This window comes from Labrys sp. WJW (assembly GCF_001676615.1).
GTDB lineage: Bacteria > Pseudomonadota > Alphaproteobacteria > Rhizobiales > Labraceae > Labrys > Labrys sedimenti.
In genome coordinates this window covers 36,058-51,758 of the sequence record NZ_LYXZ01000038.1, presented here as the reverse complement: position 1 = coordinate 51,758, position 15,701 = coordinate 36,058, and the positions used below count along the sequence as shown (strand labels likewise).

Here is a 15,701-nt window from a genome sequence, read left to right as displayed (position 1 = left end):
GGAACCGACGACCCCTGCCATGACATCCGACCTGCTGACCGCCTTCATCATCTATGCCTTCGTCACATCGATCACGCCGGGCCCGAACAACACGATGCTGCTGGCCTCCGGCGCCAACTACGGTCTCAGGGCCACCATGCCTCACCTTCTCGGTATCAATCTCGGCTTCTGCGTCCTGGTGCTTGCCGCAGGCTTCGGCATAGGCAGCTTGTTCACGGCCTTCCCGTTCCTTCACACGTTGCTGCGCTATGGGGGCGCGGCCTACCTGCTTTATCTTGCCTGGAAGATCGCGAGAGCGGGCGGGCCGGATTCGGAGGGGAGCCGGGATCGACCGATGACTTTTCTCCAGGCAGCGGCTTTCCAATGGGTCAATCCAAAGGCCTGGATCATGGCAATCGGCGCGATTGCGACCTATACGCCGGCCGACGGCTTTTTCGGCTATGTCCTGGTGGTAACGGCCATTTACGTTCTGGCCAATGGTCCCTGCCTGCTGGTCTGGGCGGCAGCGGGGACCGCTTTGCGTGGTTTCCTGTCCGGACCTGTGCGGCTGCGCGTCTTCAACGTGGTGATGGCGGGGGCGCTGGTCGCCTCACTCTATCCGATCCTGGCTGAAGCGGCGCGCTGATCGACGGGAGTATCGACCTCCCTTCACAGATCGAAGGTGAGATAATAGGTGACGAAGGAGAACAGCAGGGCAAACAGCACACTTTCGAGCATCGGCTTGGCTCCGGTGAAAGGGGCCACCACCATGCTCGCGTCGCCTTAACCTGCGATTTCCGTTTGTTTCGCCGCGATGGCGATATCGCGGCATTTCGGCGCCTCCCGTCCCGCGAAGCCTGGCCCGGCTCGGCCCAACCAATCACGAAGGGCTGTAAGTCACGAATGTGGGTGTTCCGGCCTGCTCATAGACCTGGATCGTGAGGCCTGCCGGCGTCAACTCGGTCTTCAGCGGCCTGAAGCCGAGAGGCTGCCCGCCATCCCTGAAGAGTTTGCGGCCCTGTCCCAGTACGACGGGAGCAATCATGAGCCTTAGCTCGTCCACCAATCCAGCTTCCAACAGCGAGTAGGCAAGCCGCCCGCTGCCATGGATCTGGAGCTCGCGGCCGGGCTTGGCCTTCAATGCGGCGATGCCACCGAAAATGTCGCCTGACAGGGTGGTCGAAGGTGCCCATGAGGCACGCTCGAGCGATGTCGAGGCCACATATTTCGGAGCGCCATTCAGCTTGCTGGCAATCGGATCGTTCGGATCATCCATTTTCGGCCAGTCGCGCGCGAAATTCTCATAGGTCCGGCGCCCGAACAGGAAGCCATCGGCTTCGGCGACCCAGGCGGTCACGGCACGCATCAGGGCTTCGTCGATGAAGGGCACGAACCAGCCACCGCGGGTGAAACTATCGGTCGTGTCTTCATCGGGGCTCCCCGGCCCTTGATACACGCCGTCGAGGGACAAGAATTCCATCAAGACCAGCTTCATCACGTCACCTTTCGCGGTTCGACCACCATGCTTTTCGGGATATGGGCGAAAACCCATTACCTATCCTTTAGGCTAACTATCAGCCTTCAAAACTTAGCGCAAGGGCTTAGTTTTTATCGGCGATAGAACATTCTGCCGGGCGGGCAGAGAGGGAACGACTCCAGCCGAAAGCATGTCTCGGGCAGCTCGGAAGTGACATGCGGCGGCGGACAGCAGGCCGCGATCAAGGCCATTCGCTCGGATCATAGGTCAATCAAAATGAAACGCCGTGGAAGCTGGTGCTCCACGGCGTCATGGATCGATGACCGATCGCGGCCAGGTGAGGGAACTCGGGGTTCTCGCACCCAGCTCAGCGGGTCTGTCCTATTGAGCGTCGATGCGCTGGCCGATATGGGCGATGGCCTGCTGATAGACGGAGGCCGCATTCCAGGCCTGGATCGCCCCAAAATTCGGCTCGCCCGGCTGATAGCCCTGGCCGGCGCTCCAGCCATGGGCCTTCAGGTAGTTGGCGGTCGAATCAAGGGCACCCGCAGCCGTGTCGAGATTGCCGATGCCATATTGCAGCACGGTCTTGGGCATGAACTGGGTCTGGCCCACTTCGCCATGCATGGAACCGCGGGTTTGTGCCGTGAAGCGGCCACTGTCGACAAGCTTGAGCGCGGCATAGAGCTGGTCGGTAAAGAATTCGGGCCGGCGGCAGTCATAGGCGAGCGTTGCCACCGAGGAGAGCATGTTCTGGTTGCCCTTGACGGCACCAAAGCCCGACTCCATGCCCCAAATCGCCAGCAGTGGTCCCGCCGGCACGCCATAGCGGCGCTCGATGTTGGCGAACAGCGCGCCTTGGGACTTCTTGAGCTGGCGCCCGCGCGCGACGATCGTGTTGCCACCGCGCTTGGCAAGGAACTGATCCAGGGACAGCCGGAAGCTCTTCAAGCCACGATCGGCGTTGATGGTGGCTGTGGCGTAATGGGTGCTCATCAGCGCGGCGATGCCGGCCTGACCGACGCCCTTGGCGCGCGCCTCGGCAGAAAATTCCTGCTTCCATGCTTCATAGCCGGCTGCAGTCTTGCCGCATTGGGCAGCATAGGCTCCGCCTGAAAACTGGAAAAGGCCCAAGACCGCTCCGGCCAGCGCCGCTACATGTATCCTCGTGCTCATCCAAATCCCTTTTTTGAGAACATCCAGGCTGCCGGCGACTACAGCAGTGACGCCCGGTCAAGTCAATCGATGCAGAACGGTGCCCACATCATGCTTTCGATTTTGGGTTTACGAGGCAGGCCCAATGCTTGTGCCTGTTGTCGCCGAATGAGCATTGGGCGAGCGCAGTTGCGCCATCGCATGCTTCTGCGGCGAGCGACCTTGCCGGGCCACGCTGCGATCGACATGGCGGATCCCGCCATGTCGGAGGGGGGGTGACCTGGCGCAGGAACCGTCCCCGCAGAGAGAAGTCTCGAGTTCTCTATATCAGGAATTACGCATAACCAATTGTTATAATTATGTTTATTTCAGTAGACATATCTGTCAACCTTTCCAGGAAAATGCTTTAGATTGCAGGCATGCCGGATTTGTTCAGCCTTCAGAGAGTCGAGACCTTCAGACAGGAGGTCAAGAAAAGTCGCTTTCTGGCGACGGCCGCTCCGGTATCGGGAGAGGAAGCCGCCAAGGCCTTCATCAGGGATCATGCCGACATGGGGGCCAATCACAATTGCTGGGCCTGGCGAGTCGGCCCCCTCTACCGCTTCAACGATGATGGCGAACCCAGCGGCACCGCCGGCAAGCCGATCCTGCAGGCGATCGACGGCCAAGCCCTGGACGGCGTCGCCGTCGTGGTCACGCGCTGGTTCGGCGGCGTGCTGCTCGGCAGCGGCGGCTTGGTCCGGGCTTATGGCGGCACGGCAGCCGCCTGCCTGCGGGCTGCCGAGAAGTTGCCGATCGTCATGCGGGTCGAGGCACGCATCAGTTGCACCTTTACCGACCTGGCGCTGGTCCAGGCTCGCTTGTCCACCCATGAGGCGGTGCAGATCCTGACGCAGGACTATACCGCGACGGGAAGCGAGTTCGTCGCCGCGATCCGCGAACAGGATCTGGCCGATGTCCGGCAGATGGTCGCGGATGTCACAAGCGGTCGTGCGGTGATGTCGATCCCGACGCGAAACGAAGCCTAGAGCACCACGCCGAAAAGCGGGTACCGGTTTTCGATAAAAAAGATGCGACAACAAGGAATTACAGCATCGAGCTTGATTCAGAAATCAGGTTCGATGCTGTAGCCTATCTCGGCTCCGCTTCCCGCTCGCCGCTCTTGCGCTTGCTTTCACCCTTTTCCCTGCGGGGTTCCGCCGGGCTTTCCCGTTCGACGCTGACGGACAGCTTTTGGTAGACGCCGAGGCCCGCGATCATTGCGGTGCCCCCGAACAGCAGGAGCGCCGGATAAAGCAATTGCTCAGGGCTTTGCTTGGCCACCTTGAACACCGTCACCAAGGCCTCGAGGAAAACCGCGATCACGATGGCCGACATGAATTTCGTCAGGCTGCGCCGAGCCTCCACGGCATTGCGCATTTCGCGTGCGCGCAGCACCTCCTCCTCGAGGAAATAGCGCGCCACGTCGAAGACCGCGACGCCGACCACCACGAAGCCGATTGAATCGAGCAGGGTGTTGTCGAACTGGCCGTCGTAATAGGCGGCATGAAAGACCCGAAATCCGGCCATTCCGACAAGACCGCCCGCCAACATCATCAGGCAGATGCTGGCTACGGTAAACACCACCCGGGATACGACTTCCATGCGGCTCCTGCAAAATCTGACCAATCGACTCCGACAACAACCGGAACGCGCTCGAAATCAGTCCCTGCATCACGAACCGAGGCGATACGCACGGGCAGGACAAGGGCTCGGCTACCGTTTCGTTGGTCAGGGCGGGAAACCGGAAAAACCATCCCTGTTCCCTCTACTGCCAGGTCCGGTTGACGCATGCGCATCTTGCAGTCAAACGCCTGCCGGCTCCGATCGTTCCCGAGTGGGTGCAACCGATCAGCGGCCACCGGTGCAATTCCCGGCTGATCGCCCAGCCGGGAGCATTGCAATCACGCGCTTCAATCCGCGACCAGGAACCAGGAGCGGCGGGCGAAGGTGAGGCCCACCGTATAGATGCAGAAGGCAGCCACCGCCGTCGCCGGTGCCGACAACTCCGCATAAGCCCCTCCGAACAGATGCAGGCCGATGCCGATGGCCGCACCGGCGAACCAGGCGGCCAGGCCGAGCGGGTTGAAGGCGGGCACGTGACTGGAGCGATATTCGATCGTGTCGCCGGCCAGGCGCCGGTAGCGATCGCTGAGGATATGGGCCATCGCCACGGCAACCCAGGCCACCACGAAGATTCCCTGATAGGCGAGGGCCTGCAGCAGATAGGCGAAGACATCGGCCAGCATCAGGAGATAGACGATCAGGCCGACGACCACGGCCCAGCCAATGCGCCCGAAGGGCAGCTTACCGAAGAGCTGGACCAGGGCCTCCATGTTGACGGCAGCGAGATAGTAATTGGCCGTGTTGATGCGCGTCTGCGTGACCCAGACGAAGAGCAGGCCCCAGACGCCCATCAGCTTGAGCAAGGCGAGCAGGACGGTTACTTCGCTGACGGTGCCGAGATCGGGCACGGTGCCGATCATGAACATGCCGAACAGGCCGCTGACCAGGAACACCATGACATAGAAGGGCATGCCGAAATTGAAGAAGGCGTGGTAGCCGGCGTCCTCCTCGCGGCCGAAGCGGGCGTAGTCGAAGGTGAACATCATCAGCACCCACACGCCCATATAGTAGACGAAGCACGACCACCAGCCGCCAGCCGGTGCGCCGTCGGCCGGGCCGAGATTGAGCCACTTGTCGCTATAGCCATATTCGGCCACGGCAAGACCGACGGCGACGACGAGGCCGAGAATGTAAAAGGGCAGCAGCACACCGTTGAACTTGTCGAGCCAGGTCTGGATGCTGCCGAAGATCAGCGGCACCGAATAGAGCACCACGATCAGGGCCGCTATGGCATAGGACACCGACGGAAAGATGGTGTGGATGCCGACCGCGATCACCGATCCCTCGAACACGGCATAATAGATGGCGGTCGCGCAGAAGATCAGGGTCGCCAGCCCGGCGCCGGCATTGCCGAACAGCACGCGCGAGAACAGAGCGACGGACAGGCCGGTGCGAATGGCAAAGCGGCTGAGCACGGCGTTGATCAGGCCATAGGCGATCACCGACATGATCATGCCGATGATGGCGTTGCTTGTGCCGAAGCCCAGCGCCAGGGCGGCGCCGACGACGATGTAGAACACGGCGCTGCACACGGCCCACCAGGCCATGGTCAGCGCCATCTTGGGCATGCGTGCGTTAGGCGGGACGGCTCGGTTGGAATAATCGAGCGTATCGGCTTCGGCGGCCGCGACAGTGCCTGCCATGATGGATCCCCTCTCAGTGGTTCGATCGATGTCGTACTTTTGGATGGCGTCGTTCTGTTGTTCTTGGGTCGTGCAGCCTTTGCAGCCGCTTCGACCGGTGCGGTTCTAGTTGGAGGCCAGTACGGCTCGAATGCAGGCCAGCAGCGCAACGCGTTCGCCGCGTGCCGCCAAGGCCGTGGCCATGTCGACCTCGACGAACTGCGTCGGAGTATTGGGCTGCATCTGGCCGATGAGGTCCATGTCGGCCGAGATCACGGTGCCGAGCATGAAATAGCCGCCGCCTGACACGGCATCGCGGTGCAGGATGATCGGTTCGGTGCCGCTCGGCACCTGGATCGAGCCATAGGGATAGCAGCTGTCGACGATGTTGGAGGGATCCGACCCCGCCCCGAAGGGCGGCTCGCGCTCGACGAAGTGCAGCGGTCGCCCGCCGCGGAAGCGGTAGCCCATGCGATCGGCTTCCGGCGCCACCTTCCACTGGTCCTCGAAGAAGGCACGCCCGGATTGCTCCTGGATGCGGTGCCAATACAGGCCCGGCAGGACGCGAAGCTGCGCCGGTGCGCCGGGACGACGGCGCAAGGGCTCGGGCACGCTGCGCCCTTCCTTGACGGCCCCCGCTTCGCCGATGGCGACTTCGTCGCCCTTGGCGAGTGCGCGTCCCTTGTGGCCGCCGAGCGCGCCGATCACATAGGTGGAACGGCTGCCGAGCGCCACGGGAACGTCGAAGCCGCCGGCGACGGCGATGTAGATGCGCGCGCCCGCCTTGAGGAAGCCAAAGCTGAGGGTCTGGCCCGCCTTGACGCTGAGGGCGGTCCAGGACGGCTGCTCGACCCCGCCGATCTTGATCGGCATCTCGCCCCCGGTGATGGCGATCGTCGCATCGCGGGTGAATTCGAGTTCGGGGCCGAGGAAGACGGCCTCCAGGCAGGCCTCTCCTTCGTCATTGCCGACCAGGAGATTGGCGGCGCGCAAGGCCAGCCGGTCCATCGCCCCGCCGACGGGAATGCCGAGGTGAAAATAACCAGGCCTGCCGAGGTCCTGGATGGTGGTGGAAAGGCCGGGATTGAGGACTCTAACGCCCATGGATCATGCCCTCCAGCTTGGCGTTGTAGCCGTCGATGTCCTTCTGGAACTCCCTGAGGTCGAAGGTGACCTCGTGCATTTCGGGGGCATAGCGGCCGGCGGCGACGTCGGCAGCGATCGCATCATGTTCGTCGCGCCCGATCGGCTTGAACTTGACGATGTCGCCGGGCCGGAAGAACACCATGAAATCCCGGAGATAGCCGGTCTTCTGCTCGGGATCGAAGATCGGCATCGGCGTGATGCCGAACATCTGGTAGCCGCCGGCACCGCGCACCGAGTAGATGCAGGAAAAGCAGCCGCCATGGCCGACCGTCAGCTTCGGGGTGTCGGTGCGGGGCCTGAGATATTTGGGAACCTGGAGTTGCCTTGCCCGCTCGACCATCTGGTACATGAAGGGCAGGCCCGCCACGAAGCCGACCATCGAGACGAACCAGGGCGAACCGCTATGGGCGGCGACGAAATCCTCGACCGAGGCGAGATCGTTGATGCGGGCGGCATATTCGAGATCGGTCGCTTGCGGATCCTGGTGGCGCTCGCGAAACCGCATCAGCGTCTCATGCGTCCAGGGATCCTGGTAGAACACGGGTATCTCGATGATGCGGGTGCCGATCACCGGCTCGGATTTCGCGGACGCCGTCTCGATGTCCCTGACTTCGGCCAGGATGTCGTCCGGCTTGATGCGGTCGGGATCGAAGCGGATCTGGAACGAGGCATTGGCCGGACAGATCTCGGTGACGCCGGCAATGCCGGCTTCCCTGATAGCACGGGTCATCGACAAGCTCTTGAAGAAGGCCTCCAGCGACATGCTCTCGTCGCATTCGACGAACAGGTGCTCGTCGCCGCCAAAGGAATATCGGCTCTTCATCGGGCGGCCTCCTTCGCCGGTTCGGCTGGCGGTGGCGCGAAACGGCTCTCGAGCCAGCCTTCGAGAAAGCGCGTATGAAAGCGGCCGGCCGCGACATCGCAGTCGGCGGCCAGGGCCTCGTGCAGGGGAATGGTGGTGGGAATGCCCTCGATCTTCAGGGCGGCCAGTGCCTGCCGAAGCGTTGCCAGGCAGGCGGCGCGATCCCTGCCATGGACGATGAGCTTGCCCAGCAGGGAGTCATAGAAGGGCGGCACCGCATAGCCCTCGAAGAGCATGGTGTCGAAACGGATGTCGTCCGCCTCCGGCACTGACAGTGCCGTGACCACGCCGGGCCAGGGCATGAAGTTCTTGAACGGGTCCTCGGCATTGATGCGGCATTCGATGGCGTGGCCGGTGACTGCGATGTCCTCCTGACGGACGGAAAGCGACTCGCCACCCGCGATGCGCAGCATCTCCTGGACCAGATCGAGGCCGGTGATCATCTCCGTCACCGGATGCTCGACCTGTATGCGCGTGTTTACTTCGATGAAATAGAAGTCCTGGCTGGCTTCGTCATAGAGATATTCCACCGTACCGGCGCCGCTGTAGCCGACCGAGCGGGCGAGGGCGACGGCACTCTGGCACAGGCGCTCGCGGACCTCAGGCGACAGATCGACGGCCGGCGCTTCCTCCCATACCTTCTGGCGCCGGCGCTGCAGCGAGCATTCGCGTTCGTAGCAATGCACGAAGTTCCGGCCATCACCGAGGATCTGCACCTCGACATGGCGTGCCTTTTCAATGGCCTTCTCGACATAGAGGCCGCCATCGCCGAAGGCAGCTGCCGCTTCCGCGGAGGCCTGGGGAAACTGCCGGCGGAACTCGTCCATGTCGGCAGCGACGCGGATGCCGCGCCCGCCGCCGCCGGCCGCGGCCTTGATCATCACTGGAAAGCCGATGCGCTCGACGATCGCTTCGGCAGCCTCCAGACCGGCGATACGCCCTCCGCTGCCCGGCACGGTGGGAACGCCCGCCTTCTCGGCTTCAGCCCGCGCCGCGACCTTGTCGCCGAGCAGGCGAATGGCAGAGCCTGCCGGGCCGACGAACTTCATGCCGGCCGCCACGACGGCATCGGCGAAATCGGCATTCTCGGCCAGGAAACCATAGCCCGGATGCACGGCATCGACCTTGGCTGCCTTGGCGGCAGTGAGCACGGCCTCGATGTCGAGATAGGATTTCTTGGCGGCCGGGGGCCCGATCTCGATGGCCTCGTCGGCAAGCCGTACGGCGAGGGAGTCCTTGTCTGCGGCGCTGTAGACCTGCACCGTACGCAACCCCAGGGCCTTGGCCGCGCGATTGATACGCACCGCGATTTCGCCGCGATTGGCGATGAGGACGGAGCGGATGTTCATGCCTCCACCTCGGCGAGAACCTGGCCGGCCATCACGGCGTCGCCATCGTCGACGAGGAATTTGATATTGGCTCCGCCGATGCCCGCATTGATCTCGTGGAAGGATTTCATCACCTCGATCAGGCCGATGACATCCGGGGCTGCGACGGTCTCGCCATCCTCCTTGAAGAACGGGCTGTCAGGGGAGGGGCGTCTATAGAAGACACCGGGCAAGGGTGACATGATCTGCGAAATTGCCATTCTTCATCCCCTCGTGATGGCTTTGGATGGGTGCGCCAGCTCGCTCGCCGGCATGATCTTGATGCCATCGGCGACCAGGGCTGCACGCATGGCGCGCGCAATGGCAAGGCTGCCGGGCGTATCGGAGTGAAAGCAGATGGAATCGAAAGCGATGTCGATGTCGTCGCCCTCGACGGTCCGCACTCGCTGTTCGCGGCAGGCGCGCACCACCTTGTCGGCGATCGCGGCCGGATCGAGCCGGCCGGTGCGGCGGGTGAACACGATCGAGCCCGAACGGCCATAGTCGCGGTCCGCATAGAATTCGCGGATCACTGGCTGGCCGGCCTCGACGGCGACACGATGGGTCAGCGAGACATCCATGCAATAGATGAAAGTGTTGGGAGCGGTAGCCTGCATCGCATGGACGAAGGAGCGCGACAGGTCCTCGTTGACAGCCAGCTCCATATAGAGCGCGCCATGCGGCTTCACATGCTGCAGGCTGGCGCCATGGCGCCGGGCGAATTCCCGCAGCGCTCCGGTCTGATAGACGATGTCGTTGACGATCTCTTCGGGCGCCCCCTCGATGCGACGGCGGCCGAAGCCCTGGAGATCGCGATAGCCGGGATGCGCGCCGATGCCGACGCCATGCTGCGCCGCCAGCCGGACGGTGGCGTCCATCAGAGAAGGGTCGCCCGCATGAAAGCCGGTGGCGATGTTGGCGGAGCTGATGAGCTCCATCAAGGCGCTGTCGTCCGCCTCCGCCAGGCGCCATTGGCCGAAGCCTTCGCCCATGTCGCAATTGATGTCGACCGCAGCCAGCGCCAAGCCAGCCTCCCTCTGTGAAATTCATCCTGGGCCGGCATCACGGCCGGTCTTGCTCTGACGTTACGGCGAGACGGTTCGATTGAAAAATTCTATATTCAGATGCCTGTTATCTGATTTTCAGAAACAGGCGATTTCCTGACTTCCTCCTAATTCCTCGCATGTGGGACAGATTTTCTAAAGATAGGGGGCGAAGCATGAAATTCGATGAAGCCTGAATCGACCGTCTATCGAATTTACGAATATTGATGTAGGGATCGATCTGAAACATGAAGGGAGTCGTCCATGCCGGTCAGTCTGCGCCAGATCCGCTATTTCGTGGCGACGGCCGAACATGGCCAGGTGTCCCAGGCCGCGGGCGAGCTCGGCATCTCGCAATCGGCCATCACCACCGCCATCAAGGAGCTGGAGCAGATCGTCGGCGTCGAATTGTTCACCCGCTCCACCCAGGGCATGGACATGACGCCGGCGGGCCGGCAGTTCCTGTTCCACGCCTATGAGATCCTGAACAAGGTCGAGGAGGCCACCAGCCTTCTCCTGCCCGCCAATGATTTTGCCGGCCGGCTGACGGTTGCGGCCACCTACACGGTGATCGGTTATTTCCTGCCCAACCATCTCGGCCGCCTGCGCCGGGCCTGGCCCAATCTCGACATCCAGCTCTTCGAGCTCAACCGCGAGGCGATCGAGGACGGGTTGCTGGCCAATCGCTACGACATGGCGGTGCTGCTGACCTCCAACGTCATCAATCCCGATCTCACCACCGAGACGCTGATGAGTTCGCGCCGCCGGCTCTGGGTCCCGGCCCGCCACCGGCTGCTGGCGCAGGGCGCCGTCAGCCTCAAGGAGATCGCGGAAGAACCCTATATCATGCTGACCGTGGACGAAGCCGCCCATACCGCGCTGCGCTATTGGAGCTTGTCCTCCTTCCGGCCGAACGTGACGCTGCGGACCTCCTCGGTCGAGGCCGTCCGTTCGCTGGTCGCCGACGGGCAGGGGGTGGCGATCCTGTCGGACATGGTGCTCAGGCCCTGGTCGCTGGAAGGCAAGCGCATCGAGACGATCGTGCCGACCGAGCCGATTCCCTCGATGGATGTCGGCCTGGCCTGGCGGCGGGACGCGGTGTTCACGCCCGCCATGGAAGCCTTCCGCTCCTATTTCCGCCAGGCCTTTTTCCTGCCGCCCCATCGCTAGCGGAGAGGGAATCGCGAACAAAAGAAGGGCGGGAAAGGCAGGCATCGCCGGTCATACCAATGGCAAAGAGCTTTGACCGACCAGGATCAGCACGTCTGTCATCCCCGGCACGGCCAAAGGCCGTGGGAAGGGGATCCAGGGGCTTGGGAACTCGACTTGCAGCCCCTGGATCCCCTTCCCCTCGCTGCGCTCGGCCGGGGATGACAGGTCAAACATCACTGCCATCCGTATCAGCCCTTGCGGGTCAGCAGATAGCTGCCGCTTTCATGCAAGGCTGCGGTCCAGCCCGGCTCGATCACAATGGTGGTGGTGACCTCTTCGACGATCGCCGGCCCTGCGACGGACATTCCCACACCGAGCTTCGAGCCGTCATAGACAGGCGTCGACGTCGCTTTGCCCGAGGCCTGGAAGATCGCGGACCGCTTGCCCTTGAGGGCACCTTGCAGGCTGCCGGTTCCCTCCAGCCTGGGAGGCCTCGGCTTCTCGATCAGCCCGTACAGGGTGGATTCGATGTTCACCACTTCGACGGGATTGTGCCGCTCGCAATAGGTGTAGAGCTCCTCGTGGCGGGCGTGGAAGGCATCCTTCACCTTGTCGATCGTGGTTTCGTCGATCCTGAAATTGTCGATGTCGACGGTGCATTCATGCACCTGGCCGACATAGCGCATTTCGAGGCTGCGCTTGATGGCGATGCGCTCGGCGGCAAAGCCGTCGGTCTCCAGATGGCGGATACCCTGCGCTTCGATCTCGCCGAAGAGCGTGTCGATCTTCTGGCAGGCGCCCTCATTGTCCAGCCGCAGCGGAGCGGTGGCCATATAGTTGTATTTGACGTCCGAGATGATCTGTCCGAAGGCGCACAGGCCCGAGGCGAGCTTGGGCAGGATGATCGTATCGATGCCCATCTCCCGCGCCAAGGCAGTGATATGCGCGGCCGTGGCACCACCCGCCCCGACCAGGACGAAGTCGCGCGGGTCGTAGCCGCGCTCGACCGACACGCGCCGGATGCCGTTGACCATGCCGCTGTTTACGATCGTGAACATGCCATAGGCGGCCTGTTCGACACTGATGCCGAGCGGCTCGGCAATCCTGGCGATGGCGTCGCGGGCCCTGGCGACGTCGAGCGGCAGCTTGCCGCCGAGCAGGCCTTCGGGATTGAGGTAGCCGAGTACGAGATTGGCATCGGAGGTCGTGGGATCGGTTCCGCCGCGGCCATAGCAGGCCGGGCCGGGTTCCGAACCCGCCGACTGCGGGCCGACCTGTAAGAGGCCCAGGCTGTCGATCCAGCCGATCGAGCCGCCGCCGGCGCCGAGCGTCTCGACCTGGATCATGGGAACGCCGACGCGGTAGCGCAGGAAGTCGATGTTCTTGTTGAGGTTGGTCTGGCCGTTGCGGGTGAGCGTGATGTCGAAGGAGGTGCCGCCCATGTCGACAGTGATGACATTCTCCTTGCCGAAGGGGGCACCGACATAGAGACCGGCCTGCGGCGCGGAGGCAGGGCCGGAATTGATGGCGTAGACGGAGCGGTCGGTCATCGCCTGGCCGACGGCGAGGCCGCCATTGGACTGGAAGTAGCGCACAGGCTGCTTGGCGCCCAGGTCGCGGAAATAACGGTCGACGGCGGTGACGTAGCGCCGCATCACCGGGGCCAGATAGGCATTGGTCACCGCGGTAGAGGTACGGGTATATTCGCGGATCTGCGGATAGAGCTCGCTGCCCACGGTGAGGATCGCCTCGGGCATCATCTCCCGCACGATCTCGGCGGCGCGGCGCTCATGCTCGGGATTGAGCACGGACCACACGAAGGAGATCGCCACCGTCTCCACCTTCTCCGCGAGGAACAGGCGGCAGGCCTGGCGCACATCCTCTTCCTGCATCGGGGTGCGCACCGAGCCGTCCGACAGGACTCGTTCGCGCACACCGCGCCGGAGATAGCGCGGCACTAGCATGGTGGCCGCCGGATATTCCGGATCGTAGCGATAGCCGTCTTCCTTGTGGCCGTTGCGGATCTCGATGGAATCCTCATGGCCCGCCGTGCAGATCAGGCCGGTCTTGCCGCCCCGATGGGTGATCAAAGCATTGAGGCCGACCGTGGTGCCGTTGATGCAGAGGTCACAGTCGGACACGACGGCAGAGGGCGTCGTACCGAAGTTCTCGGCGATCTGCTTCAGGCCGTTCTCGATCGCCTTGGTCGGATCGGACGGCGTGGAAAGCGCCTTGAAGAGCTTGACGTCGCCGCTCGCGCGGTTGGCGATGACGAAATCGGTGAAGGTGCCGCCGGCATCGATGCCGAGACGATAAGCATGTTCCATGATGATTTCTTTCAGGCGGCCCGAAGCCGGCGGGTTTCGGCGAGGTCGACTTCCAGCGTCTCGGCATCCTTGATCGCCACGCCGTAATCGGCGCGAGCGCCCTCGATGGAGACGAGACCGTTGCGCACGTCCCACACCACCTTTTCGACGGGGCGTTCGAAGGCGTCGCCATAGCCGCCGCCGCCGGGATTGAGATTGGTGATGGTCTGGCCGGGCCTGATGGTTTCGATGATGTTCTTGCGCTCGACCGTGACCTCGCCGCCGCGCCGGAGCTCGACGCGGCCGACCTTCTTGTCGACGAGGGCGGATTTGGCGCCGGCCGCGCCCATGGCGGGAATGCGCCGTCCTTCGCCGAAGCCGATGCACAGCATGTCGCCCGTCAGGGGTTCGACCTCCCAGGCCGTGCCCGAGCCGCCGCGGAATTTTCCGGCGCCGCCGGAATCGGTCATCAGCGCGTAGCGGTGAATGATGATGGGATAGGAATATTCGAGGAGCTCGACGTCGCCCGAGGTGAGGGCACCGAAGCAGCATTCCGGGCCGACGGCATGCCAGCCATCCTGCTGGGGCGTGGCACCGCCACCCGAGATGATGGTGGCGAGCACCATGGTGACGAACTCCTCGCCGGTGCGGCCGTCCTTGCCGGCGATATTGAGCCCGTTGGCATGGCCCCAGGAGGCCGCGACCTTGGAGGGCATCGCCTTCTCGAAGGCGAGGCGCACCGCATCGGTCAGCGTCTCCATCGGCGTGGTGGTGCAGTTCATGTGGGGGGCGGGTTCCTGCGCATTGCACAGCGTGCCCTTCGGCCCGAAATCGACACTCACGCAGCGATAGAGCCCCTCATTATAGGGCGGGGGCAAAGCCGCGAACATCATCAGGCCGAGATAGACGCCCGAATGGGAATTGCCCTCGTAGGAATTGATGAAATAGGGCACCTGGGGCGGGCTGGAGATGACGATGTGGCAGGCATCGCCCGTGATGGTGACCTTGGCGCCGATCTCGAAGTCGCCGAAGCCGTGCCCGGCATCTTCCAGGATGGCCTTGCCCTCATAGGTGCCGTCGGGAACGCTCGCGATCAGCGAGCGCATATGGCGGTCAGCCATATCGAGCAGCGTGTCGATGCAGGCATCGACGGTCGGCTTGCCATATTTGTCGAGGAGGGCGGTCAGGCGCCGCTCGCCGACCTGGCAGGCCCCGATCAGGGCGCGGAAATCGCCCTCCTGGTCGCGCCGCGCCCGCATGTTGGAGAAGATCAGGTTGAGTACGTCCTCGCGCGGCTTGCCACGATCCCAGATCTTCACCGGCGGGATGCGCAGGCATTCGGCGTAGATCTCGGTGGCGTTGGGATTGTAGCCGGCCGGAACCGGGCCGCCGATATCTGTGAGGTGCCCCTTGCACACGGTCCAGTAGACCAGCTCGCCCTGATAGAACACCGGCTTGTACATGCAGGTATCGATGGCATGGCTGCCGCCGAAGGCGGGATCGTTGTGCAGGAAGAGATCGCCCTCATGGATGTCGTCGCCGAAGAACTTGGCAACGGCCTTCATGGCCGGGATCAGCGAGCCGAGATGGATGGGAATGTCCTGGCCCTGCAGGATCATCTCCGGACGGGCGTTGAAGAGCGCGGTCGAATAGTCATGCGCCAGGTTGAAGACGGAGGAGCGTGCCGTCTTCTCCAGCGCCAGCGTCATTTCGCGCTGGGTGGTCTCCAGCACCCCGCGCACCACCGACAGCGTGATCGGATCTACTTTTTCTCGCTCTGTGGACATCCATCCTCCCTGGCCGGCCGCAGGCAAGGCGGGAGAAGAGCTTCTTCTCCGCATGATCCCCTGCAGCGGCGTCTGCGCACCGTTAGTCCCATGAGCCAATCAGGTTTGGCGGCGGCCGTCTTTGCAGGGAGAGAGCAATG

At 63.2% G+C, this 15,701-nt stretch carries 14 protein-coding genes; 3 read left to right on the top strand and 11 right to left on the bottom strand.

Annotated elements, in window-relative coordinates; translation table 11 throughout:
* Window positions 1–19: 19 nt before the first annotated feature.
* Entirely contained in the window at window positions 20–625 is a 606-nt protein-coding gene (locus tag BA190_RS22240) for a LysE family translocator (RefSeq protein WP_068292411.1), read from the top strand.
* A gap of 234 nt (window positions 626–859) precedes the next feature.
* Here the strand turns inward: BA190_RS22240 and BA190_RS22235 are convergent, their stop codons facing one another.
* Complete coding sequence (locus BA190_RS22235) at window positions 860–1,459, bottom strand: dihydrofolate reductase family protein (RefSeq protein WP_202908505.1); 600 nt, start codon at window positions 1,457–1,459, stop codon at window positions 860–862.
* A 378-nt stretch (window positions 1,460–1,837) separates the two neighbouring features.
* A complete protein-coding gene (locus BA190_RS22230; RefSeq protein ID WP_068292408.1) occupies window positions 1,838–2,632 on the bottom strand; it encodes a lytic transglycosylase domain-containing protein in 795 nt (264 codons plus the stop codon).
* Between the two features lie 407 nt (window positions 2,633–3,039).
* On the opposite strand from BA190_RS22230, the gene BA190_RS22225 reads away from it, so the two are divergent.
* Window positions 3,040–3,639, top strand: coding sequence for a YigZ family protein (locus tag BA190_RS22225; protein WP_068292579.1), 600 nt, complete (start codon window positions 3,040–3,042; stop codon window positions 3,637–3,639).
* 103 nt (window positions 3,640–3,742) lie between these two features.
* On the opposite strand, the gene BA190_RS22220 is transcribed toward BA190_RS22225, so the two are convergent.
* From BA190_RS22220 to BA190_RS22190, 7 genes are all read right to left on the bottom strand, one after another.
* Complete coding sequence (locus tag BA190_RS22220; protein ID WP_068292406.1) at window positions 3,743–4,255, bottom strand: hypothetical protein; 513 nt, start codon at window positions 4,253–4,255, stop codon at window positions 3,743–3,745.
* A gap of 308 nt (window positions 4,256–4,563) precedes the next feature.
* The gene (locus BA190_RS22215) at window positions 4,564–5,919 is read right to left on the bottom strand and encodes a cytosine permease (RefSeq protein ID WP_068292403.1); all 1,356 of its coding nucleotides are present in this window, start codon (window positions 5,917–5,919) and stop codon (window positions 4,564–4,566) included.
* A 105-nt stretch (window positions 5,920–6,024) separates the two neighbouring features.
* Complete coding sequence (locus BA190_RS22210; protein ID WP_068292401.1) at window positions 6,025–7,002, bottom strand: biotin-dependent carboxyltransferase family protein; 978 nt, start codon at window positions 7,000–7,002, stop codon at window positions 6,025–6,027.
* Window positions 6,992–7,867, bottom strand: coding sequence for an allophanate hydrolase subunit 1 (locus BA190_RS22205; protein WP_068292399.1), 876 nt, complete (start codon window positions 7,865–7,867; stop codon window positions 6,992–6,994). Before BA190_RS22205 ends, BA190_RS22210 begins: the two co-directional genes overlap by 11 nt.
* Window positions 7,864–9,255 carry an acetyl-CoA carboxylase biotin carboxylase subunit gene (locus BA190_RS22200; RefSeq protein WP_068292396.1) on the bottom strand — a complete coding sequence of 464 codons (1,392 nt, stop codon included), beginning with the start codon at window positions 9,253–9,255 and terminating at the stop codon, window positions 7,864–7,866. The genes BA190_RS22205 and BA190_RS22200 overlap by 4 nt, the downstream gene beginning before the upstream one ends.
* On the bottom strand, window positions 9,252–9,494 hold the full coding sequence (locus BA190_RS22195) for an acetyl-CoA carboxylase (protein ID WP_068292389.1): 243 nt from the start codon (window positions 9,492–9,494) through the stop codon (window positions 9,252–9,254). Before BA190_RS22195 ends, BA190_RS22200 begins: the two co-directional genes overlap by 4 nt.
* Before the next feature lie 3 nt (window positions 9,495–9,497).
* Window positions 9,498–10,298, bottom strand: coding sequence for a 5-oxoprolinase subunit PxpA (locus BA190_RS22190; RefSeq protein ID WP_068292386.1), 801 nt, complete (start codon window positions 10,296–10,298; stop codon window positions 9,498–9,500).
* A 282-nt stretch (window positions 10,299–10,580) separates the two neighbouring features.
* On the opposite strand from BA190_RS22190, the gene BA190_RS22185 reads away from it, so the two are divergent.
* Window positions 10,581–11,486 carry a LysR family transcriptional regulator gene (locus BA190_RS22185; RefSeq protein ID WP_068292383.1) on the top strand — a complete coding sequence of 302 codons (906 nt, stop codon included), beginning with the start codon at window positions 10,581–10,583 and terminating at the stop codon, window positions 11,484–11,486.
* Between the two features lie 230 nt (window positions 11,487–11,716).
* On the opposite strand, the gene BA190_RS22180 is transcribed toward BA190_RS22185, so the two are convergent.
* Both BA190_RS22180 and BA190_RS22175 read right to left on the bottom strand, forming a co-directional pair.
* The gene (locus tag BA190_RS22180; RefSeq protein WP_068292381.1) at window positions 11,717–13,795 is read right to left on the bottom strand and encodes a hydantoinase/oxoprolinase family protein; all 2,079 of its coding nucleotides are present in this window, start codon (window positions 13,793–13,795) and stop codon (window positions 11,717–11,719) included.
* 11 nt (window positions 13,796–13,806) lie between these two features.
* Window positions 13,807–15,561 (bottom strand): hydantoinase B/oxoprolinase family protein, encoded by a 1,755-nt coding sequence (locus tag BA190_RS22175; RefSeq protein WP_068292379.1) that lies wholly within the window; start codon window positions 15,559–15,561, stop codon window positions 13,807–13,809.
* Window positions 15,562–15,701: the final 140 nt, after the last annotated feature.

Coding starts and splice junctions, on each gene's coding strand:
- BA190_RS22235 (WP_202908505.1), bottom strand. CDS start 1,459: ATGGAATTCTTGTCCCTCGACGGCGTGTATCAAGGGCCGGGGAGCCCC.
- BA190_RS22220 (WP_068292406.1), bottom strand. CDS start 4,255: ATGGAAGTCGTATCCCGGGTGGTGTTTACCGTAGCCAGCATCTGCCTG.
- BA190_RS22195 (WP_068292389.1), bottom strand. CDS start 9,494: ATGGCAATTTCGCAGATCATGTCACCCTTGCCCGGTGTCTTCTATAGA.
- BA190_RS22230 (WP_068292408.1), bottom strand. CDS start 2,632: ATGAGCACGAGGATACATGTAGCGGCGCTGGCCGGAGCGGTCTTGGGC.
- BA190_RS22215 (WP_068292403.1), bottom strand. CDS start 5,919: ATGGCAGGCACTGTCGCGGCCGCCGAAGCCGATACGCTCGATTATTCC.
- BA190_RS22205 (WP_068292399.1), bottom strand. CDS start 7,867: ATGAAGAGCCGATATTCCTTTGGCGGCGACGAGCACCTGTTCGTCGAA.
- BA190_RS22240 (WP_068292411.1), top strand. CDS start 20: ATGACATCCGACCTGCTGACCGCCTTCATCATCTATGCCTTCGTCACA.
- BA190_RS22180 (WP_068292381.1), bottom strand. CDS start 13,795: ATGGAACATGCTTATCGTCTCGGCATCGATGCCGGCGGCACCTTCACC.
- BA190_RS22210 (WP_068292401.1), bottom strand. CDS start 7,002: ATGGGCGTTAGAGTCCTCAATCCCGGCCTTTCCACCACCATCCAGGAC.
- BA190_RS22185 (WP_068292383.1), top strand. CDS start 10,581: ATGCCGGTCAGTCTGCGCCAGATCCGCTATTTCGTGGCGACGGCCGAA.
- BA190_RS22175 (WP_068292379.1), bottom strand. CDS start 15,561: ATGTCCACAGAGCGAGAAAAAGTAGATCCGATCACGCTGTCGGTGGTG.
- BA190_RS22200 (WP_068292396.1), bottom strand. CDS start 9,255: ATGAACATCCGCTCCGTCCTCATCGCCAATCGCGGCGAAATCGCGGTG.